This window comes from Kineococcus rhizosphaerae (assembly GCF_003002055.1).
Taxonomy (GTDB): domain Bacteria; phylum Actinomycetota; class Actinomycetes; order Actinomycetales; family Kineococcaceae; genus Kineococcus; species Kineococcus rhizosphaerae.
Window position 1 is genome coordinate 103,645 of the sequence record NZ_PVZF01000014.1, and the last position, 16,386, is coordinate 120,030.

Consider the following 16,386-nt stretch of genomic DNA (forward strand, 5'->3'; position numbering starts at 1 on the left):
GCGGGCCTCAGAACCCGGCGCGCTCGCGGCTGCGGACGTCGTCGACGAGTTCGCCGTGCCCGCTCTCGCGCACCCGCCGGCGCCACGGACGGGCCTTGGTGACGGCGACGTCGACGTCCGTCTCGACGTCGGACCCACCGGCCACCAGGTCGAGGACGACGACGTCGCGCCCGGGTGAGCACCGCTCCAGCCACCGCCCGCCCGGTGCGACGAACCCGGCCGCGGCGGCCGGGTCCTGCTGCGGGGGGACGGCGAAGCTCACCCACAGCCCGTTCGTGGCCGCGTGCCCGGCGCACTCCACGGCGAAGGCGGCGGCGTGGTGGTCGGCGTTCCCCGTGCTGGAGAACAGCACCCCGTCGACGTCGAGGCGCTCGTACTCGGCGAAGACCTCCGGGAAGTGCGACTCCAGGCCGAGGGCGAGGCCGAAGCGCCAGCCGTCGACGGCGACGACGACCGGCGCACGCCCCGGGGAGTACATCCACGTGGCCTTGGTGTGCGACAGGTACCGCTCGTCGTACCGCGTCCGGACCCGGCCGCGGTGGTCCAGGACGTACAGGCAGTTGTGCGGCCGGTTCCCGGCGCTGAGCCGGTGGGTGGACCCGAACACCGTCCACAACCGCAGCTCGGCCGCCAGCCGGGCCGTCGTCTCGAGCTCGTCGCGCAGGACGTCCCAGGCGAACCGGTCCCAGTCGGACGGGCCGATCTCGTCGGGCCCGGTGCTCGACAGGACGCGCTTGTCGGGGAAGCAGGTCGCCCCCTCGGGCAGGTGCAGCAACCGCGCCCCCTGCTGCGCGGCCCGGCGCATCCGGTCCCGCACGAGTTCGCCACCGCGCCGCAGGACGGCCGGGTCGGTGGGGTCCTGCCCGACGGGCAGCTGCGCGACGGCCACCCGCAGGGGGGCCCGTCGGTCGGCCCGGAAGTGCTGCAGCGCAGCGGTGTAGGGCTGGCCGGTCTGGGCCGCACGGGCCCGCACGAGGCGTTTGAGGTTCTTGTCGACGGTCATGGTCACGGCCTTCCACGCCGCGGTCCGCAGGTCCCCCAGCGACCGGACCGCGCGGGTCAGGTCCTCCGACGTCGACCCGAGGCGCTGTGCCCCTCCACCCGTGGGGAGCCGAGCTGGGGTCGGCCCGCGAGGGCTCGGCGTGGGTCGCGCCGTGCCCGACAGCCTGCCGAGCGGTGGCCGGGGAGTCAACCGGTGCGGAATCCTCGTGGCCCGGGTGGTCCCCTCGCCCTACGGTGGCCCGGTGCCCGCCCCCGCGCTGAACGCCGAGATCGTCGCCACCGCCGCCGACGCCGCCGCCCGCTGGATCGCCCTGCGCCGCGAACGGCTGCAGGTCCCCGGCGTCCAGCTGGCGGTGCGCCTGGACGGTGAGCTCCTGCACTCCAGCGCCCACGGGTCCGCCGACCTGGAACGCGGCGTCGCGCTCACCCCCCAGCACGTCTTCCGGGTCGCGTCGCACTCCAAGACCTTCACCGCCACCGCGGTCCTGCGCCTGGCCGAGCAGGGGCGGTTGCGCCTGGACGACGAGCTGGGCGCGCACCTGCCGTGGGTCGCGGACGAGGACGGCGAACTGGGCCGGGCGAGCCTGCGCGAACTGCTCGGCCACGCCGCGGGCGTCACGCGGGACGGGACCGCGGGCGACTTCTGGCAGCTCGACGAGGAGTTCCTCGACGTCGCGGGCCTGCGGACCGCGGTGCGGGCCGGGGGTTCCCTGGTGCCGCGGTCCTCGCGGTTCAAGTACTCCAACATCGGGTACTCGCTGCTGGGGCTGGTCGTCGAGGCGGTCACGGGGACGTCCTACGCGGCCCACCTGAGTGAACTGCTGGCCCCCTGGGGGTTGTCGCGCACCACCCCCGACCTGCCGGCGGCCGGGGACCTGGCCACGGGCTACTCGGCGCTGGCCCTCGGCCCGCGCCGGCCCCTGCCGCACCCCGCGACCGGGGCCATGGCGGCCGCGACGGGGTTCTGCTCCACGGCCGAGGACCTCACGGCGTGGTTCACCTCCCACGCCGACGGCCGGGAGGGGCCGCTGTCGGAGCACTCCCGGCGGCTGGCGCAGCGCGCGGAGTGGCGCACGGGCCCCGGTGCGGGGGCCTACGGCCTGGGGTTCGGCCGCGACGAGGTCGGTGGCCGCGAACTCGTGGGGCACGGCGGCGGGTTCCCCGGCCACATCACCCGCAGCGTGCTGGACCCGCGGGCGGGCCTGGCCGTGAGCGTCCTGACGAACTGCGTCGACGGACCCGCGAACGAGTTCGCCCTGGGGGTCGTCAAGCTCGTCGACCTGTTCGCGGAGCACTGGTCGGCCCAGGTCCCTGCGGTGGACCTCGACGCGTTCTGCGGTCGCTGGGCCGACCTGTGGGGCCTGACCGACGTCGTGCGGGCGGGGGGGCGGCTGCTGGCGTTCGGCCCCGACACCGACGACCCGGCGCGCTCGCCCAAGGTCCTCGACGTCGTCGACGCCCGGACGCTGCGCGTCAGCGACGACAGCGGGTACGGCGACCACGCCGAGACGTGGCTGCTGGGCGCACGCGCCGACGGGACCCCGACGCTGCGCGGGTCCAGCGGCGCCACGACGGTGCCGCTGGACCGCTACGCGCCGTGAGGCTCAGGCGTCGAGCGAGGCCTCGAGGGAGATCTCGACCCCGGTGAGCGCCTTGGAGACCGGGCAGGTCTCCTTGGCCGCCTGGGCGGTCTTGACGAAGGTGTCGTTGTCGATGCCGCCGACCTCACCGGTCACCTTCAGGGTGATGCCGGTGAGCTTGAACCCGCCGGCCGGGTCCGGCCCGAGGGACACGTCGGCGACGACCTCGAGGCTCTCCGGGGTGCCGCCGGCCTCGGCGAGCAGCGCGGAGAACTGCATGGCGTAGCAGGAGGAGTGCGCGGCGGCGATGAGCTCCTCGGGGCTCGTGGTGCCGCCCGCGTCCTCGGCGGCGCGCTTGGGGAAGGAGACGTCGTAGGTCCCGACCTTGGAGCTGGACAGCTCGACCTGGCCGGACCCCTGCTCGAGGGTGCCGTTCCAGGCGGTGCGTGCGGTGCGGGTGGGCATGCTTCCTCCACGGGTGGGTGACGTCTGGCGTCTCCCATCCTCACCACTGCGGCGCGAAGCACAACTCGCGACCCCGCTGCCGTGCCCACACGGCTCGAGGCACACCTCGCGCCCTGAACGCCGGCGGACCGGAGCGCAAGGTGTGCCTCGGGCCCCGAAACGCCGACGGACCCGGGCGCGAGGTGTGCCTCGCGCCCGGGTCCGTCAGGTCGTGCCGTTCAGGTCAGTCCCGGGGTGCGCTCTCGCGGCGCGGGCCGCGGGACTCGCCGCCGTCACGGCGCGGACCGCGGAAACCGCCGTCGCGACGCGGGCCGCCGCGGAAACCGCCGTCGCGACGCGGGCCGCCGCGACGCGCCGGGCGACCCTCGCGGGCCTCGGGCTTGCGCTCCTTGACCACGACCGGCTCACCGGACTCGGCCACGGCGCGGACGTTCTCGTCGCCGGCCAGGACGTGCTCGACGTCGTTGGCGGAGACGTTCGCGTCGCGGTGCAGCCAGCCGTAGCGGCGGACCTGGTCCGGCAGCGCGATCGCGAGGACGGTGCCCTTGGCGCCGGCGCGCGCGGTGCGCCCGGAGCGGTGCAGGTAGTCCTTGTGGTCGTTCGGCGGGTCGACGTGCACGACGAGGTCGACGTCGTCGACGTGGATGCCGCGGGCGGCGACGTCGGTGGCGACGAGGACACGGGTCTCACCGCGCGAGAACGCGTCGATGGCCTTCGAGCGCTGCGACTGGCGCAGGTCGCCGTGGATGGCCTCGGCCGGGGCACCGGCCTCGCGCAGCTGGTCGGCCAGGCGCTGGGCGCCGAGCTTGGTCCGCACGAAGAAGATGCTGCGCGCGGGGCGCTGGCTGATCTCGGTGAGGATCGAGAGCTTGTCGTGCGGGCGCACGGCGAACACGCGGTGCTCCATGTGCCCGACGTCCTCGGGGTCGGCCGGCACGGCGTGGAAGGCCGGGTCGGTGAGGAAGTCCGTCACGAGGGCCTCGACACCGCGGTCGAGGGTGGCGGAGAAGAACATCCGCTGCCCGCCGGGCTTGGTGCCCTCCAGGATGGCGCGGACGTTGGGCAGGAAGCCCAGGTCGGCCATGTGGTCGGCCTCGTCGAGGACGGCCACGTCGACCTCGGCGAGCGAGACGGCGTCGCGCTCGATGAGGTCCACCAGGCGGCCGGGGGTCGCGATGAGGACGTCGATGCCGCGCTGGAGGGCGGCGATCTGACGGCCGTACGGGACACCGCCGACGACGACGGACATGCGCAGGTCGATCGAGTCGCCCAGGGGACGCAGCGCGTCGGCGACCTGCATGGCCAGCTCGCGGGTCGGCACGAGGACCAGACCGCGCGGGGCGCCGGTGATGCGGGCGCGCTTCTGCTGGGCCAGGCGGGCCAGCATGGGCAGGCCGAAGCCGAGGGTCTTGCCTGAGCCGGTGCGGGCGCGGCCGAGGATGTCGCGCCCGGCGATGCCGTCGGGCAGCACGCGCTGCTGGATGGCGAACGGCGCGGTCATCCCGCGACGCTCGAGCGCCGCGACGAGCTCCTCGGGCAGGCCCAGCTCGGCGAACGTGGCCTCGGCGACCTCGAGGGACTCGGCCGCGAGCAGCGCCTGCTCGGTGGCCGAGGGCGCGAAGGAACGCGGGCTGCGCGGCGGGCCGCTGCGCTGGCTGCGGCCGCGGTAGCCGCCCTGGCCGCCGGAGCTGCGGCCCTGGTAGCCGCCGCTGCGGTTGCCGTAGGAGGAACCACTGTCGCGGTTGCCGTAGCCGCCCGAACGGGGACGGTCGTCGCGGTTGAAGCTGCCGCCGCCGGAGCCGCCGGAGCGGGGACGGTCGTCGCGGTCGTAGGACCGCTCACCGCGGTCGGACCGCTCGTAGCGGTCGGTGTAGCCGCGGGACTCGCGGCGCTGGTAACCGCCCTCGTCGTTGCGGGGGCGGGAGGAACGGTACGAACGGTCTTCGTACTGGGGCATGGGGTAAGGAACTCCACGTGGGGCTGTCGGCCGCACGGCGGTCCGCCCCCAGAACGCCCAGACAGGCGCATCGATGCTGAGGGATGAGACTCAAGCGACCTCGCGGGCGGCTCGCCCGCTGAGTGGACGGCATGTGGCCGTCACCTCAAGGGTAACAGCACCGCGTCCCGGCCTCTTCCCTCCCGTGATCGGGGGAGGCTCAGCCGCGCGAGGCCTGGATCGCGGTGAGCGCGATCGTGTAGACGATGTCGTCCACCAGCGCCCCGCGCGACAGGTCGTTCACGGGTTTGGCCAGCCCCTGCAGCATCGGCCCCACGGAGATCACTCCCGCGTTGCGCTGCACCGCCTTGTAGGTGGTGTTCCCGGTGTTGAGGTCGGGGAAGACGAACACCGTGGCGCGGCCGGCGACTGGCGAGTCGGGCGCCTTCGACGCCGCGACGGAGGCGACGGCGGCGGCGTCGTACTGCAGCGGCCCGTCGATGATCAGGTCCGGTTCGCGCTCGCGGGCGATGCGCGTCGCCTCGGCGACCTTGTCGACGCTGGACCCGGCCCCCGACGACCCGGTGGAGAAGCTGATCATCGCCACCCGCGGTTCGATCCCGAAGGCCCGCGCGGACGCGGCGGACTGCAGGGCGATGTCGGCGAGGTCCTCGGCGCCGGGGTCGGGGTTCACGGCGCAGTCGCCGTAGATCACGACGTCGTCGGGCAGGCACATGAAGAACACGCTGGACACGAGCCGGGCGCCGGGCCGGGTCCGGATGACCTGCAGCGCAGGGCGGACCGTGGCCGCAGTGGTGTGCACGGCCCCGGCGACGAGCCCGTCGACGTCGCCGGCCTGCAGCATCGTCGTGCCCAGCCAGATGGGGTCGGCCAGGGAGTCGCGGGCCACGTCGGGCTGCATGCCCTTGTGCTTGCGGGCCTCGACGAGGACGTCGACGTAGCGGTCCACCAGGGACGCCGGGTCCAGCACCTCGACCCCGTCGGGCAGCACGATCCCGAGCCCGGCGGCGACGGCGGCGACCTCGTCGGGGTGGGCGAGCAGGACGGGCCGGGCGATGCCGCGCTGGGCGCAGATCGCCGCGGCCTGCACGGTGCGCGGTTCGGTGCCCTCGGGCAGGACGATCCGCTGGACGCGCTCGGCGGCCAGCGTCGTGAGGCGGCGCCGGAACGCGGCCGGCGACAGGCGCGGCGTGTGGGCGGCGGTGGGCAGCCCCGCCAGCCAGCCGGGGTCGAGGGCGTCGGCGACCGTGGTGGTCAGGGCCAGGGCGCGTTCGGCGTCGTCGGCGGGGACTTCGGGGTCGAGGCGGTTGACGGCCGTCGCGGTCGCGTAGGTGCTGCGGTCCGAGCGCAGGATCGGCAGACCCGTCGCGGCGGCCGCCGCGGTGAGCTCGGCGACGCGCGGGTCCATCCCGACGCCGGCGGTGAGCAGCAGACCGGCCAGCCGGGAGCCGTTGAGGGCGGCCAGGCAGGCGGCCATGACGACGTCGTGCCGGTCGCCGGGCACGAGGATGAGCCGGCCCTCGCGCAGCAGCGGCAGCATGCCGGGCACGGCCTGGGCGGCGACGACGACCTCCTTGATGCGCCGGCTCTGGTCGCCGTGCGTGAGGACCTCCATGTCCAGCGCGGGGCCGAGGTCGTGCACGAGGTCGCGCACCCGCGGCCAGGTCAGCTCCCCGCGGTAGGGGACGACCCCGACGAGCGGGATGTCGTGGTGCTCCAGGGCCCCGCGCAGGGCCGAGACCCGGCTGACGGCCGTCTCGGGGTCGTCCGGGACGGGCCAGCGGGACACGACGCCGCCGATGACCCGCAGCGCCTCCCCCGTCCGGTAGGTGCCGGCGGTGACGGCCATGTCCTCGGCGATGCGTTCGGGCGCACCGGGTTCGGCACCGAGCAGCCCGGCGGACCCGACGAGCAGGACGTCGGCGTCCAGGGCGGTCGCGAGCGCCTGGTTGACCCGGCCGGAGAACACCTGGTCCGCCGAGGGGGCCAGCCCCTCGACGACGACGACGTCGTGCGCGGCGAGGACCTTCTCGGCGGCCGCGACGACCTCCTCCATGAGGTCGTCGACCTCGCCGCGGGAGAGGCGTTCGACGACGCGGGCAGCCGCGATGGGTTCGGCGGGGTCCAGGGCCGTCGTGAGCCGCACGAGGGCGACGGAGCGGTCCGGCTCGGTCATCCGCGACGGCTGGGCGAGCGGTTTGTGGAACCCGACGGCCACCCCCCGCGCGTCGAGGGCGCGGACCAGCCCGAGGCAGGTCGAGGTGAGACCGGCACCGTGGCCGGTGGGGACGACGAGCAGCACTCGGGCCATGGGCCCAGCCTCCCCCACCCGCCCGGGCGCGGCACGCGCGCCCCCGGCGGCCGGGGCGGGCTCAGGTCCGCTCGACGAGCGCGACGGTGTCGCGCGCGATGAGCAGTTCCTCGTCGGTCGGCACGACCATCGCCAGCGGACCGGACCCGGGCACGGTGATGCGCCCGGCCGGGGTCGAGGACCGGCCGTGCTCGTCGTTGGCCGCGGGGTCCTCGACGAGCCCGAGGTGGCGCAACCGGGCCAGCAGCATCGAGCGGACGTTCTTGGCGTTCTCCCCGATCCCCCCGGTGAGCACGAGCGCGTCGAGCCCGCCGAGGGAGACGGTCAGGGCGGCGACGTGCTTGGCGGCGCGGTGCACGAACACGTCGAGGGCGAGCCGGGCCCCGGCGTGCCCCTCGGCGGCCTTGGCGGACAGCGTGCGGACGTCGTTGGACAACCCGGACAGCGCCAGCAGCCCCGAGGAGGAGTTCAGCTGCCGGACGATCTCGGTGACCGGCTCCCCCGTGCGGTCAGCGACGAGCTCGACGACGGCCGGGTCGAGGTCCCCGGAGCGGGTGCCCATGACGAGCCCCTCCAGCGGGGTCAGGCCCATGGTGGTGTCGACCGAGCGGCCGCCGAGCACGGCCGTCGCGCTGCAGCCGTTGCCGAGGTGGGCCACGACGAGCTTGAGCTCGCGGGGGTCGCGGCCGTCCGCGGCGCGCAGGATCTCGGCGGCCCGCTGGCTGACGAACCGGTGGCTGGTGCCGTGCATGCCGTAGCGGCGGACGCCGAACTCCTCGTACCAGCGCGCGGGGACCGCGTAGCGGTAGTTCGTCTCCGGCATCGTCTGGTGGAAGGCGGTGTCGAAGACGGCGACGTGCTCGAGGTCGGGCAGGACGGCGCGGGCGGCTTCGATGCCGGAGGCGTTGGCGGGGTTGTGCAGCGGTGCGAGCGCGGACAGGTCGTGGATCTGCCCCAGGACGCGGTCGTCGATGCGGACGGAGCCGTGGAACACCGCCCCGCCCTGCACGACGCGGTGCCCCACGCCGAGCAGCGGCGGCAGGTCGAGGTCCAGCAGGCGTTGCAGGACGTGGGCGAGCGCCCCGCGGTGGGTGCTGGCCGCGGGGGTGATGGTGCGCGTCCCCTCGGCGGTGGTCATGTGCACGACGGCGTCGGGGCTGCCGATGCGCTCGCCGAGGCAGGACAGCGCCCGCTGCCCCGTCACCGGGTCGACGAGGGCGAGCTTGACGGACGAACTGCCGCAGTTGACGACCACGACCGAACCGCTGCTGGACACGGACCGCTCCTCCCGACGCGTCCCGCCCGCGCGGGACCTGCGACGACACTCTCACGGGCCGGTGGGGGCGGCCGGGCGGCGTCCCGGCTCAGGGCGTGGGCCAGCGCTCCCGGCGGTGCGCGGTCTCCCAGAACAGCCACTCGTACCGGGTCGCGACGGCGAACGCCGCGTGCATGGCCTCGGTGAGCTCCGGCGTCGCGGCGGCGTCCACGCAGCGGCGGGCCTGCTCGACGGAGGCGTGGAACTCCGGGGCGTCGTACGCCGCGATCCACCGCGCGTACGGGTGCCCGGGGACGAGGTCGGCCACGGCCGCCAGCCGGCGGCCCGCGTCGGCGTAGACCCAGAAGCACGGCAGCACGGCCGCCGCGGCGACGGCGTAGGACGCGCAGGCCGCGGTCGCGACGAGGTACGAGACGTACCCGAGCGTCGTGGGCGAGGCGACGGGCGTCCCCGTCGCCGGCGGCAGCAGCCCGCCGTCGAGCAGGTCGGCGTGCAGCGAGGACTCCACGACCGCGGCACCGTGCGCGCAGGACGCCCAGAACCCGGCGCTCGCGGCGTCGGGGGCGCGGGCCGCGAGCAGCGACAGCGCGCGGGCGTACCCGACGAGGTAGATCGCGTCCTGCTCGAGGTAGTAGCGGAACGCGGCCGGGTCCAGGGTCCCCGCGCCGAGCTCGGCGAGGAACTCCGAGCGCTCGACGGCGGCGCGCAGGTCGGCGGTGCGTTCCCAGGTGGCGTCGGTGAACGAGGTCGGGGACGGGGTCGTGGAGGGGGTCACCGGTTCTCCCGCAGGGCGAAGGCGTGGTCGAGGGGGCCGTGGCCGGAGCCGACGCGCAGCCGCGCACCGGCGAGGAGGGCGGCCTGGAGGTAGTCGCGGGCGAGGTCGACGAGCGTCTGCCACCCGGAGCCGGGGTGCAGCGCGGCCTGCGCCGCGAGCGCGGACGACAGCGTGCAGCCCGTCCCGTGGGTCGCGGTCGTGGCGACCCTCGGCCGGCGCACGAGCACCTCGCCCGTCGCCGTCGCGAGCACGTCGACGCTCTCGGCGCCCGCGGAGTGGGCACTGAGGTGACCGCCCTTGAGCAGGACGGCGGTCCCGCTGCGGCGCAGCAGTTCCCGCGCCTGGGCCACGCAGCCGTCGAGGTCGGTCGCGGGGTCGGTGTCCAGCAGGACGGCGGCCTCGGGGACGTTGGGCGTCACGAGGTCGGCCAGCGGGAGCAGGTCGGTGCGCAGGGCGTGCACGGCGGCCGGGTCGAGCAGCCGGTCCCCGCTGGTGGCGACCATCACCGGGTCCAGGACGACCGGCCCCAGGTCGCGCCCGCGCACGGCGGCGGTCACGACCGCGACGACGTCCGCGTCGGCGAGCATCCCGATCTTCGTGGCGTGCACCGCGATGTCGTCGAGGACGGCGTCGAGCTGCTCGCCGACGAAACCCGCCGGCACGACGTGGACGCCGCGCACGCCGCGGGTGTTCTGCGCGGTCAGCGCCGTCAGGACGCTCGTCCCGAACACCCCGTGCGCGGCGAACGTCTTCAGGTCGGCCTGGATCCCCGCTCCCCCGCCGGAGTCGCTGCCCGCGATCGTGAGGGCGACGCGGCTGTCGCTCACGCTGTGCCTCCGGTCCGCTCCGTCACGGCGCCGGTGACGGCGCCCTCCCTCGCGACCGCGCAACGACTCCGTCGGCGCGTTCGCTCGGTCCGGACGCCGTCGCGCCGTTCGTCGCTCACGCGCGTCGCCACGACGCGAGGAGCTCACGAGCGGCCCGTTCCGGGTCGGCCGCGCCGCAGATCTCCGACACGACGCAGAACCCCGTGATCCCGGTGTCGCGCAGGGAGTCGAGGTTGTCGGGGTGGATCCCCCCGATCGCCACACAGGGCACGGGCGAGGCCGCCACGACCGCGCGGACCCCGTCGGCGCCGAGCGCGGCGGCCGCGTCGGGTTTCGTCGCGGTGTCCCGCACGGGCCCGACGCCGAGGTGGTCGACGACGGCGGGGTCGACCCGGCGGGCCTGCTCGACGCCGGAGACGGACAGCCCGATCAGCAGGTCGGGGGCGATCCGGCGCACGTCCTCGGCCGGCAGGTCGGACTGCCCGAGGTGCACGCCGTCGACCCCCGCGATCAGCGCGACGTCGACGGCGTCGTTCACGAGCAGCGGGACCCCGGTGCCGGCCAGCACGTCCCGCACGGCGACGACGAGGGCGAGGCGGTCGCGGTCCGAGCCGTGCTTGGCGCGGACCTGCACGGCGTCGACACCACCGGCCACCGCGGCCCGCACGACGGCCGGGACCCCCCGGTCGCCGCACTGGGCGGTGTCGGTGACGAGGTACAGCGAGGGCGCGAAGCTCACGCGAGCCGCCCAGCGGCCTCGCCCAGCGCCCCGGCGTCGACGGCGGACAGCTCGTCGATCCAGGCGATGGCGAACGACCCCGGCCCGTCGGTCCGGGCCGCGGCGCGCTCGGCGGCGAGCGCGACGTGCAGGTGGGCCGCGGTCGCGGCGACCAGCGGGTCGGGTTCGGCCCCCGCGTAGGCCGCGACGAGCGCGCCGAGGGAGCACCCCGCGCCGGTCGTGCGGGTCAGCAGCACGTGGCCGCCGGGGACCCGGACCGTCCGCCCGGCGTGGACCAGGACGTCGACGACGCCGGAGACCGCGACGACGCCGCCGGTGCGCGCGGACAGTTCCCGGGCCGCCTCGAGCGCGTCGTCCACCCCGTCGGTGGTGTCGACCCCGCGCCCGCCGGATCCTGCCCCGGCGAGCCCGAGGACCTCGGAGGCGTTGCCGCGCACCACGGTCGGGGCGTGCTCGAGCAGTTCGCGGGCGACGCGGGTGCGGAACTCCAGGCCGCCGACCGCGACGGGGTCCAGGACCCAGGCGGTCCCGTGCTCGCGCGCCGAGGCGGCCGCGGCCGCCATGGCCTGCGCCTTGGCGTCGTCGAGGGTTCCCACGTTCACCAGGACCCCGGAGGCGATCGCGGCGAACGCCGCGGCCTCGTGGACGTTGTCGACCATCGCCGGGGCGGCTCCCGCGGCGAGCAGGGCGTTCGCGGTGATGGTCTGGACGACGGAGTTGGTGAGGCACTGCACGAGCGGTGCCTGTTCGGCGACCGCGGACCGCGCCCGCGCGACGTCGACTGCAGTGACGGCTGCCATGCCGTGACATCCCTTCGTCAGCATTACCTGAATCAGGTTCTCCGGGTCTGATCTCAGCTGCGCGATCCGCACGCAGCACCCCGTGTCGCGGCCGACAGTACACCCGCGCCGCACCCGTCCCCGACACCGTTTGCGCCGGCGCCCAGCGGGTAGCGGCCCACCATGAGCCAGAACTTCGCGGGATCGGTCGAGCCGGTCCACCCGCGCACCACGGCGGGGCAGCACCTGTCGCTGCTGCTCGGCCTGGTGCTGCTGCTCCTGGGGATCGCGGGGTTCGCGGTGTCCGGGTTCTCCGACTGGACCGGCGGCACGCAGGAGCAGCAGGTCATCGGCTTCTCGGTGAACCCCGCCTCCAGCGCCGTCCACGTCGTGCTGGGCGTGCTGGGGGTGCTGGCCCGCACGGGGGCCCGGCGGGCGCGCGGGTACGGCGTCCTGCTGTTCGTCGTGCTCGGCGCGCTCTTCGCCTGGGGGCTGGCGAGCCGGGGGTCGGGCGACACCGCGCTCAACCTCGCCTGGCCGGTCACGACCCTGCACGGCGTCCTGGCCGTCTTCGCGCTCGTCGTCGTGCTCGTCCCGGTCCGCGCCGGGCGCCGGGAGTCGACGGCCGAACTGCGCTGATCCCCGGGATCCCGGGGACCAGCGCAGGTCAGGTCAGTTCTCGCCGCCGGTGCGGACCCCGGCCCACAGGTCGACGCCGGAGTCCACCGCGAACTCCTCGATGGCGGTCAGTTCCTCCGCCGTGAACTCCAGGTTCGCCACGGCCGCGACGTTGTCCTCGACCTGGCGCACCGAACTCGCCCCGATGAGCGTGGTGGTCACGCGCCGGTCCCGCAGCGTCCAGGCCAGCGCGAGCTGCGCGAGCGTCTGACCGCGGCCCGAGGCGATCTCCTGCAGACCGCGGATGCGGCGCAGGGTCTCCTCGTTCAGGATCGACGGGTCGAGCGACTTGCCCTGCGCCGCACGGGAGTCCTGCGGGATGCCGTTCAGGTAGCGGTCGGTCAGCAGCCCCTGCGCGAGCGCCGTGAACGGGATGCAGCCCACCCCCTCGGCCTCCAGGACGTCCAGCAACCCCGACTCGATCCAGCGGTTGAACATCGAGTACGAGGGCTGGTGGATCAGCAGCGGCGTGCCCAGGTCGCGCAGGATCCGGGAGGCCTGCAGCGTGCGTTCGGGGCCGTAGGAGGAGATCCCGACGTACAGCGCCTTGCCCGAGCGGACGATGGCGTCCAGTGCGCCCATCGTCTCCTCGAGCGGGGTGTCCGGGTCCGGGCGGTGGTGGTAGAAGATGTCGACGTACTCCAACCCCATGCGCTGCAGGGACTGGTCGAGGGAGGCGGTGAGGTACTTGCGCGAACCGCGGTCCCCGTACGGCCCGGGCCACATGTCCCAGCCGGCCTTGGAGGAGATGACGAGCTCGTCGCGGTAGGGCTTGAAGTCCTCGCGGAACAGCCGGCCGAAGTTCGTCTCGGCGCTGCCGTAGGGCGGGCCGTAGTTGTTGGCGAGGTCGAAGTGGGTGATCCCCAGGTCGAACGCGCGGCGGGCGGTGTCGCGCTGGGTCTGGAACGGCTTGTCGTCGCCGAAGTTGTGCCAGAAACCCAGCGAGAGCGCGGGCAGTTCGACGCCGCTGCGGCCGCAACGGCGGAAGGGCATGGACTCGTACCGTCCAGCGTCTGCGGTGTAGGTCACGGCACCGATCCTGCCACGCTCAGCGCAGCGCGACCGCCGCGCGGGCCAGTTCCTCGACCCGGCCGAAGTCGTGGTCGGCCAGGACGTCGGGCGCGGTGATCCAGCTGCCGCCGACGCAGCCCACGTTCGGCAGGGCCAGGTACTGCGGGGCGTTGGCCGGCGTCACTCCCCCCGTCGGGCAGAACCGCAGCTGCGGCAACGGCGAGCGCAGCGCCCCGAGGAACGCGGCGCCGCCGGCCTGCTCGGCGGGGAAGAACTTCAGCTCGTGCAGGCCCAGCTCCAGCGCCGCCAGCGCCTCCGAGACCGTGGCCACCCCCGGCAGCAGCGGGACGTCGCGGTCGCGGGCCGCCTCGACGATCGAGCGCGTCGTGCCGGGGCTGACGAGGAACTGCGCGCCCGCGTCGACGGCCCGGGCCACGTCCTCGGCCGAGACGACCGTCCCGACGCCCAGCAGGATCTCCGGGACCTCCGTCGCCACGGCCCGCACCGCGTCCAGGGCCGAGGCCGTGCGCAGCGTGAGTTCGACGATCCCGATCCCCCCGGCCAGCAGCGCCCGCGCCAGCGGGACGGCGTCCGCGGCGTCCTCGAGCACCACGACGGGGATGACGGGTGACACGTCGAGCACGCTGGGGACCACGGACCGTTCCTCCTCGAACCTCGGCCAGGACGGGGCCAACCTACCCCCGGGTCCGCTCAGGCCCGCCCGTCCCCCGCGAGCACCCCCAGGAAGTCGGCGAGGAACGCCTCGACGTCCACCTCGAGCACGACCCGGGTGTCGGGGGCGGGCTGCCCGGGCCGCGTCGCCGGTTCGAACGGCACGGGACCGCCCTCCGCGGTGCGCAGCAGGTGCGCGCGCCAGCGCTCACCGTCCGGGACCAGACCCACCGGCCCGTCCTCGGAGCGGGTGATCCAGCCGGGCACGACGAGCAGCGCGGCCGCCAGGCCGTCCCAGGCCGGGGAGACCCGCCGGCCCCAGACCTGCTGGTAGAAGTCCATGTACGACTCCAGCAGCTGCGCGCTGAACCGGCCGACCGCGGTGGGGCTGGCGTGCAGGCGCTCCACGGCCGCCTCGTCGACGATGGCGCCCGCGCCGACGTTCACGCCGACGGTGACCAGGAGGGTGCGCGGCGCGGCGAAGACGATCCGGGCCGCGGCGGCGTCGTTGGCGATGTTCGCGTCCACGATCTGCGCGACCCCCAGCGGCGGGAACGGGCCCGAGCCGCCCATGACGACGGTGGAGGCGAACTTCGTCAGCAGGTCGGGGTCGAGCTCGATCGCGGCGGCCACGTTGGTCATCGGCCCCAGGACGAGCAGGTGGTGCTGGCCCGGTTCGCTCGCCGCGAGGTGGACGAGCTGCTCGGCGGCGGTGCGCGGCTCGACGGGGACCTCGGGGCGGTCCCCGCCGAGGTCGCCGAGGCCGTCGTGCCCGTGGACGTACGCGGCGAAGTGGGCGGGGCGCCCGTCGATGGGGCCCGCCGCGCCGACCGAGACGGGGATGCCGCCCTCGCCGATGCTCAGCCCCGCCACGGCGAGGGTCGCGCCCACGTTGCGCGTCGCGTCCTCGACCGTGCAGTTGCCGTAGACGGCCGTGACCGCGGCGATCTCGACGTCCTCACGGCCCGCCAGCCAGAGCAGGGCCAGGGCGTCGTCGATGCCGGTGTCGGTGTCGACGACGACGCTCGTGCGGGGGCGGGTCGGCTCGGTGCTCACGCGGTTCCTCCTGGGGTGGTGGGTGTGGGGGTGGTGGGGCTCAGCGGACGTCCACGGCGCTGGGCAGGACGGTCCCCGACACCACGACCCCGGAGTCCACGACCTGCAGGTCCTCCAGCCGCACCTGGGCGGGGACCCCCGTGAGCGGGAACACCAGTCCGTCGTACCCGGCGGCCCGCAGGAGCTGCTCGGCCCGCCCCAGCGGGACCGAGGCCCCCGCCAGCTGCGCGCTGACCGGTTCGAGCCGCACGTCCGCACCGTCGAGGACGGGACGCCCCGTGACGGCGAGGTCCACCCCGAGGCCGAAGACGCGCACGCTCGTCGAGGCGCGCACGGCGTCCCCGGCGCGAGTCAGCTCCACGTCGAGCGGTCCCACCGACGCCTGGCGCGCCAGCGCAGCGAACGGGACCTGCGCCCGCAGCGTCCCGCCCGACAGGTCCACCGTCCCCGTCCCGCCCGTCAGCACCGACCGGGGGACGTCGACCTCGGGCAGCCGCACCCGCACGTCCTGCAGGGTCAGGGAGCCGGTGGCGTAGTCGTCGACCGTCACGGTCACGTCGTCGAACCGGCCCCGCGCCGCCTGCCACAGGAACGAGCCCCCGCCGACGCTGACGCGCGGGTCGGCGTCCAGCCCGTACGTCTGCCGCAGCTGCTGCGCGACGCGGCCGGTGGCCCACGACCGTGCGCCGAGGTCGGCGGCCACCGCGATGACCGCGAGCGCCACGACCGTCACCAGGGTCCTGACCAGACGCGCGCGCACGATCGCGACGCTACGGGAAGGTCTGGGCGCCCGTCGTGGTTGGGTCCGGCATGACCACTCAGGCACTGACCCTGGAGACGCACGACGAGACCGTGAAGGACGGCATCGTCCTCATCGACTTCTGGGCCGACTGGTGCGGTCCGTGCAAGCAGTTCGCGCCGGTCTTCGAGCAGGCGTCGGAGAAGCACGAGGACATCACCTTCACCAAGGTCGACACCGAGGACCAGCAGGCCCTCGCCGCCCGCTACGGGATCACCTCGATCCCCACGCTCGTGGCCTACCGCGACGGCATCCCCGTCTTCGGTCAGCCCGGGGCGCTGCCGGGTCCGGCGCTGGAGGACCTCATCGGCCAGGTCCGCGCCCTGGACATGGAGCAGGTCAAGGAGCAGTACGCGCAGGCGCTGGCCGCCGAGCAGGCCCGCCAGCAGGCCCAGCAGCAGGGCGTCCCGGCCCGCGAGGGCGTCCGGGCGGGCACCGACCCGGCCGCGTTCTGACCCC

16 protein-coding genes and 1 riboswitch are annotated in these 16,386 nt (G+C 75.0%); of the genes, 3 read left to right on the top strand and 13 right to left on the bottom strand.

All coding sequences use genetic code 11. The features are described 5' to 3' along the window. Window positions 1–7 precede the first annotated feature (7 nt). Window positions 8–1,003 carry a carbon-nitrogen hydrolase family protein gene (locus CLV37_RS22680; protein WP_106214881.1) on the bottom strand — a complete coding sequence of 332 codons (996 nt, stop codon included), beginning with the start codon at window positions 1,001–1,003 and terminating at the stop codon, window positions 8–10. Between the two features lie 241 nt (window positions 1,004–1,244). Here CLV37_RS22680 and CLV37_RS22685 point away from each other — a divergent pair, with 241 nt between their 5' ends. After that, the gene (locus tag CLV37_RS22685; protein WP_170127447.1) at window positions 1,245–2,603 is read left to right on the top strand and encodes a serine hydrolase domain-containing protein; all 1,359 of its coding nucleotides are present in this window, start codon (window positions 1,245–1,247) and stop codon (window positions 2,601–2,603) included. Between the two features lie 3 nt (window positions 2,604–2,606). Here the strand turns inward: CLV37_RS22685 and CLV37_RS22690 are convergent, their stop codons facing one another. The 8 genes from CLV37_RS22690 to thiM form a co-directional block, all read right to left on the bottom strand. After that, entirely contained in the window at window positions 2,607–3,047 is a 441-nt protein-coding gene (locus CLV37_RS22690) for an OsmC family peroxiredoxin (RefSeq protein WP_106214767.1), read from the bottom strand. A gap of 223 nt (window positions 3,048–3,270) precedes the next feature. After that, window positions 3,271–5,004, bottom strand: a complete 1,734-nt coding sequence (locus CLV37_RS22695; RefSeq protein ID WP_106214769.1) for a DEAD/DEAH box helicase — start codon at window positions 5,002–5,004, stop codon at window positions 3,271–3,273. Between the two features lie 199 nt (window positions 5,005–5,203). Next, window positions 5,204–7,315, bottom strand: a complete 2,112-nt coding sequence (gene pta, locus CLV37_RS22700; protein WP_106214771.1) for a phosphate acetyltransferase — start codon at window positions 7,313–7,315, stop codon at window positions 5,204–5,206. 61 nt (window positions 7,316–7,376) lie between these two features. Continuing rightward, window positions 7,377–8,591: an acetate/propionate family kinase gene (locus CLV37_RS22705; protein ID WP_106214773.1), complete on the bottom strand. Its 1,215-nt coding sequence runs from the start codon at window positions 8,589–8,591 to the stop codon at window positions 7,377–7,379. A gap of 88 nt (window positions 8,592–8,679) precedes the next feature. Then, a complete protein-coding gene (locus CLV37_RS22710) occupies window positions 8,680–9,366 on the bottom strand; it encodes a TenA family protein (protein ID WP_106214775.1) in 687 nt (228 codons plus the stop codon). Beyond that, window positions 9,363–10,193, bottom strand: coding sequence for a bifunctional hydroxymethylpyrimidine kinase/phosphomethylpyrimidine kinase (gene thiD / locus CLV37_RS22715; RefSeq protein ID WP_106214776.1), 831 nt, complete (start codon window positions 10,191–10,193; stop codon window positions 9,363–9,365). The genes CLV37_RS22710 and thiD overlap by 4 nt, the downstream gene beginning before the upstream one ends. A gap of 115 nt (window positions 10,194–10,308) precedes the next feature. Continuing rightward, window positions 10,309–10,932 (bottom strand): thiamine phosphate synthase, encoded by a 624-nt coding sequence (gene thiE, locus CLV37_RS22720; protein WP_106214778.1) that lies wholly within the window; start codon window positions 10,930–10,932, stop codon window positions 10,309–10,311. After that, entirely contained in the window at window positions 10,929–11,732 is an 804-nt protein-coding gene (thiM, locus tag CLV37_RS22725) for a hydroxyethylthiazole kinase (RefSeq protein ID WP_106214780.1), read from the bottom strand. Before thiM ends, thiE begins: the two co-directional genes overlap by 4 nt. Then, window positions 11,725–11,825, bottom strand: a riboswitch (TPP riboswitch). It overlaps the preceding gene by 8 nt. Before the next feature lie 69 nt (window positions 11,826–11,894). On the opposite strand from thiM, the gene CLV37_RS22730 reads away from it, so the two are divergent. Then, on the top strand, window positions 11,895–12,350 hold the full coding sequence (locus CLV37_RS22730) for a DUF4383 domain-containing protein (protein WP_106214782.1): 456 nt from the start codon (window positions 11,895–11,897) through the stop codon (window positions 12,348–12,350). Window positions 12,351–12,383: 33 nt separating this feature from the next. Here CLV37_RS22730 and mgrA read toward each other — a convergent pair whose 3' ends face one another. Genes mgrA through CLV37_RS22750 form a run of 4 tightly spaced genes read right to left on the bottom strand, consistent with a single transcriptional unit; the run spans window position 12,384 to window position 15,888 of the window. Beyond that, the gene (gene mgrA, locus CLV37_RS22735) at window positions 12,384–13,418 is read right to left on the bottom strand and encodes an L-glyceraldehyde 3-phosphate reductase (protein ID WP_106214784.1); all 1,035 of its coding nucleotides are present in this window, start codon (window positions 13,416–13,418) and stop codon (window positions 12,384–12,386) included. Between the two features lie 19 nt (window positions 13,419–13,437). Then, on the bottom strand, window positions 13,438–14,055 hold the full coding sequence (gene eda / locus CLV37_RS22740; RefSeq protein WP_106214786.1) for a bifunctional 4-hydroxy-2-oxoglutarate aldolase/2-dehydro-3-deoxy-phosphogluconate aldolase: 618 nt from the start codon (window positions 14,053–14,055) through the stop codon (window positions 13,438–13,440). A gap of 56 nt (window positions 14,056–14,111) precedes the next feature. Continuing rightward, window positions 14,112–15,128, bottom strand: a complete 1,017-nt coding sequence (locus CLV37_RS22745) for a nucleoside hydrolase (protein WP_106214788.1) — start codon at window positions 15,126–15,128, stop codon at window positions 14,112–14,114. A gap of 40 nt (window positions 15,129–15,168) precedes the next feature. Then, window positions 15,169–15,888, bottom strand: coding sequence for an LmeA family phospholipid-binding protein (locus CLV37_RS22750; protein ID WP_170127448.1), 720 nt, complete (start codon window positions 15,886–15,888; stop codon window positions 15,169–15,171). A 50-nt stretch (window positions 15,889–15,938) separates the two neighbouring features. Between CLV37_RS22750 and trxA the strand changes: the two genes are divergently transcribed. Continuing rightward, window positions 15,939–16,382 (top strand): thioredoxin, encoded by a 444-nt coding sequence (gene trxA, locus CLV37_RS22755; RefSeq protein WP_106214792.1) that lies wholly within the window; start codon window positions 15,939–15,941, stop codon window positions 16,380–16,382. Window positions 16,383–16,386: the final 4 nt, after the last annotated feature.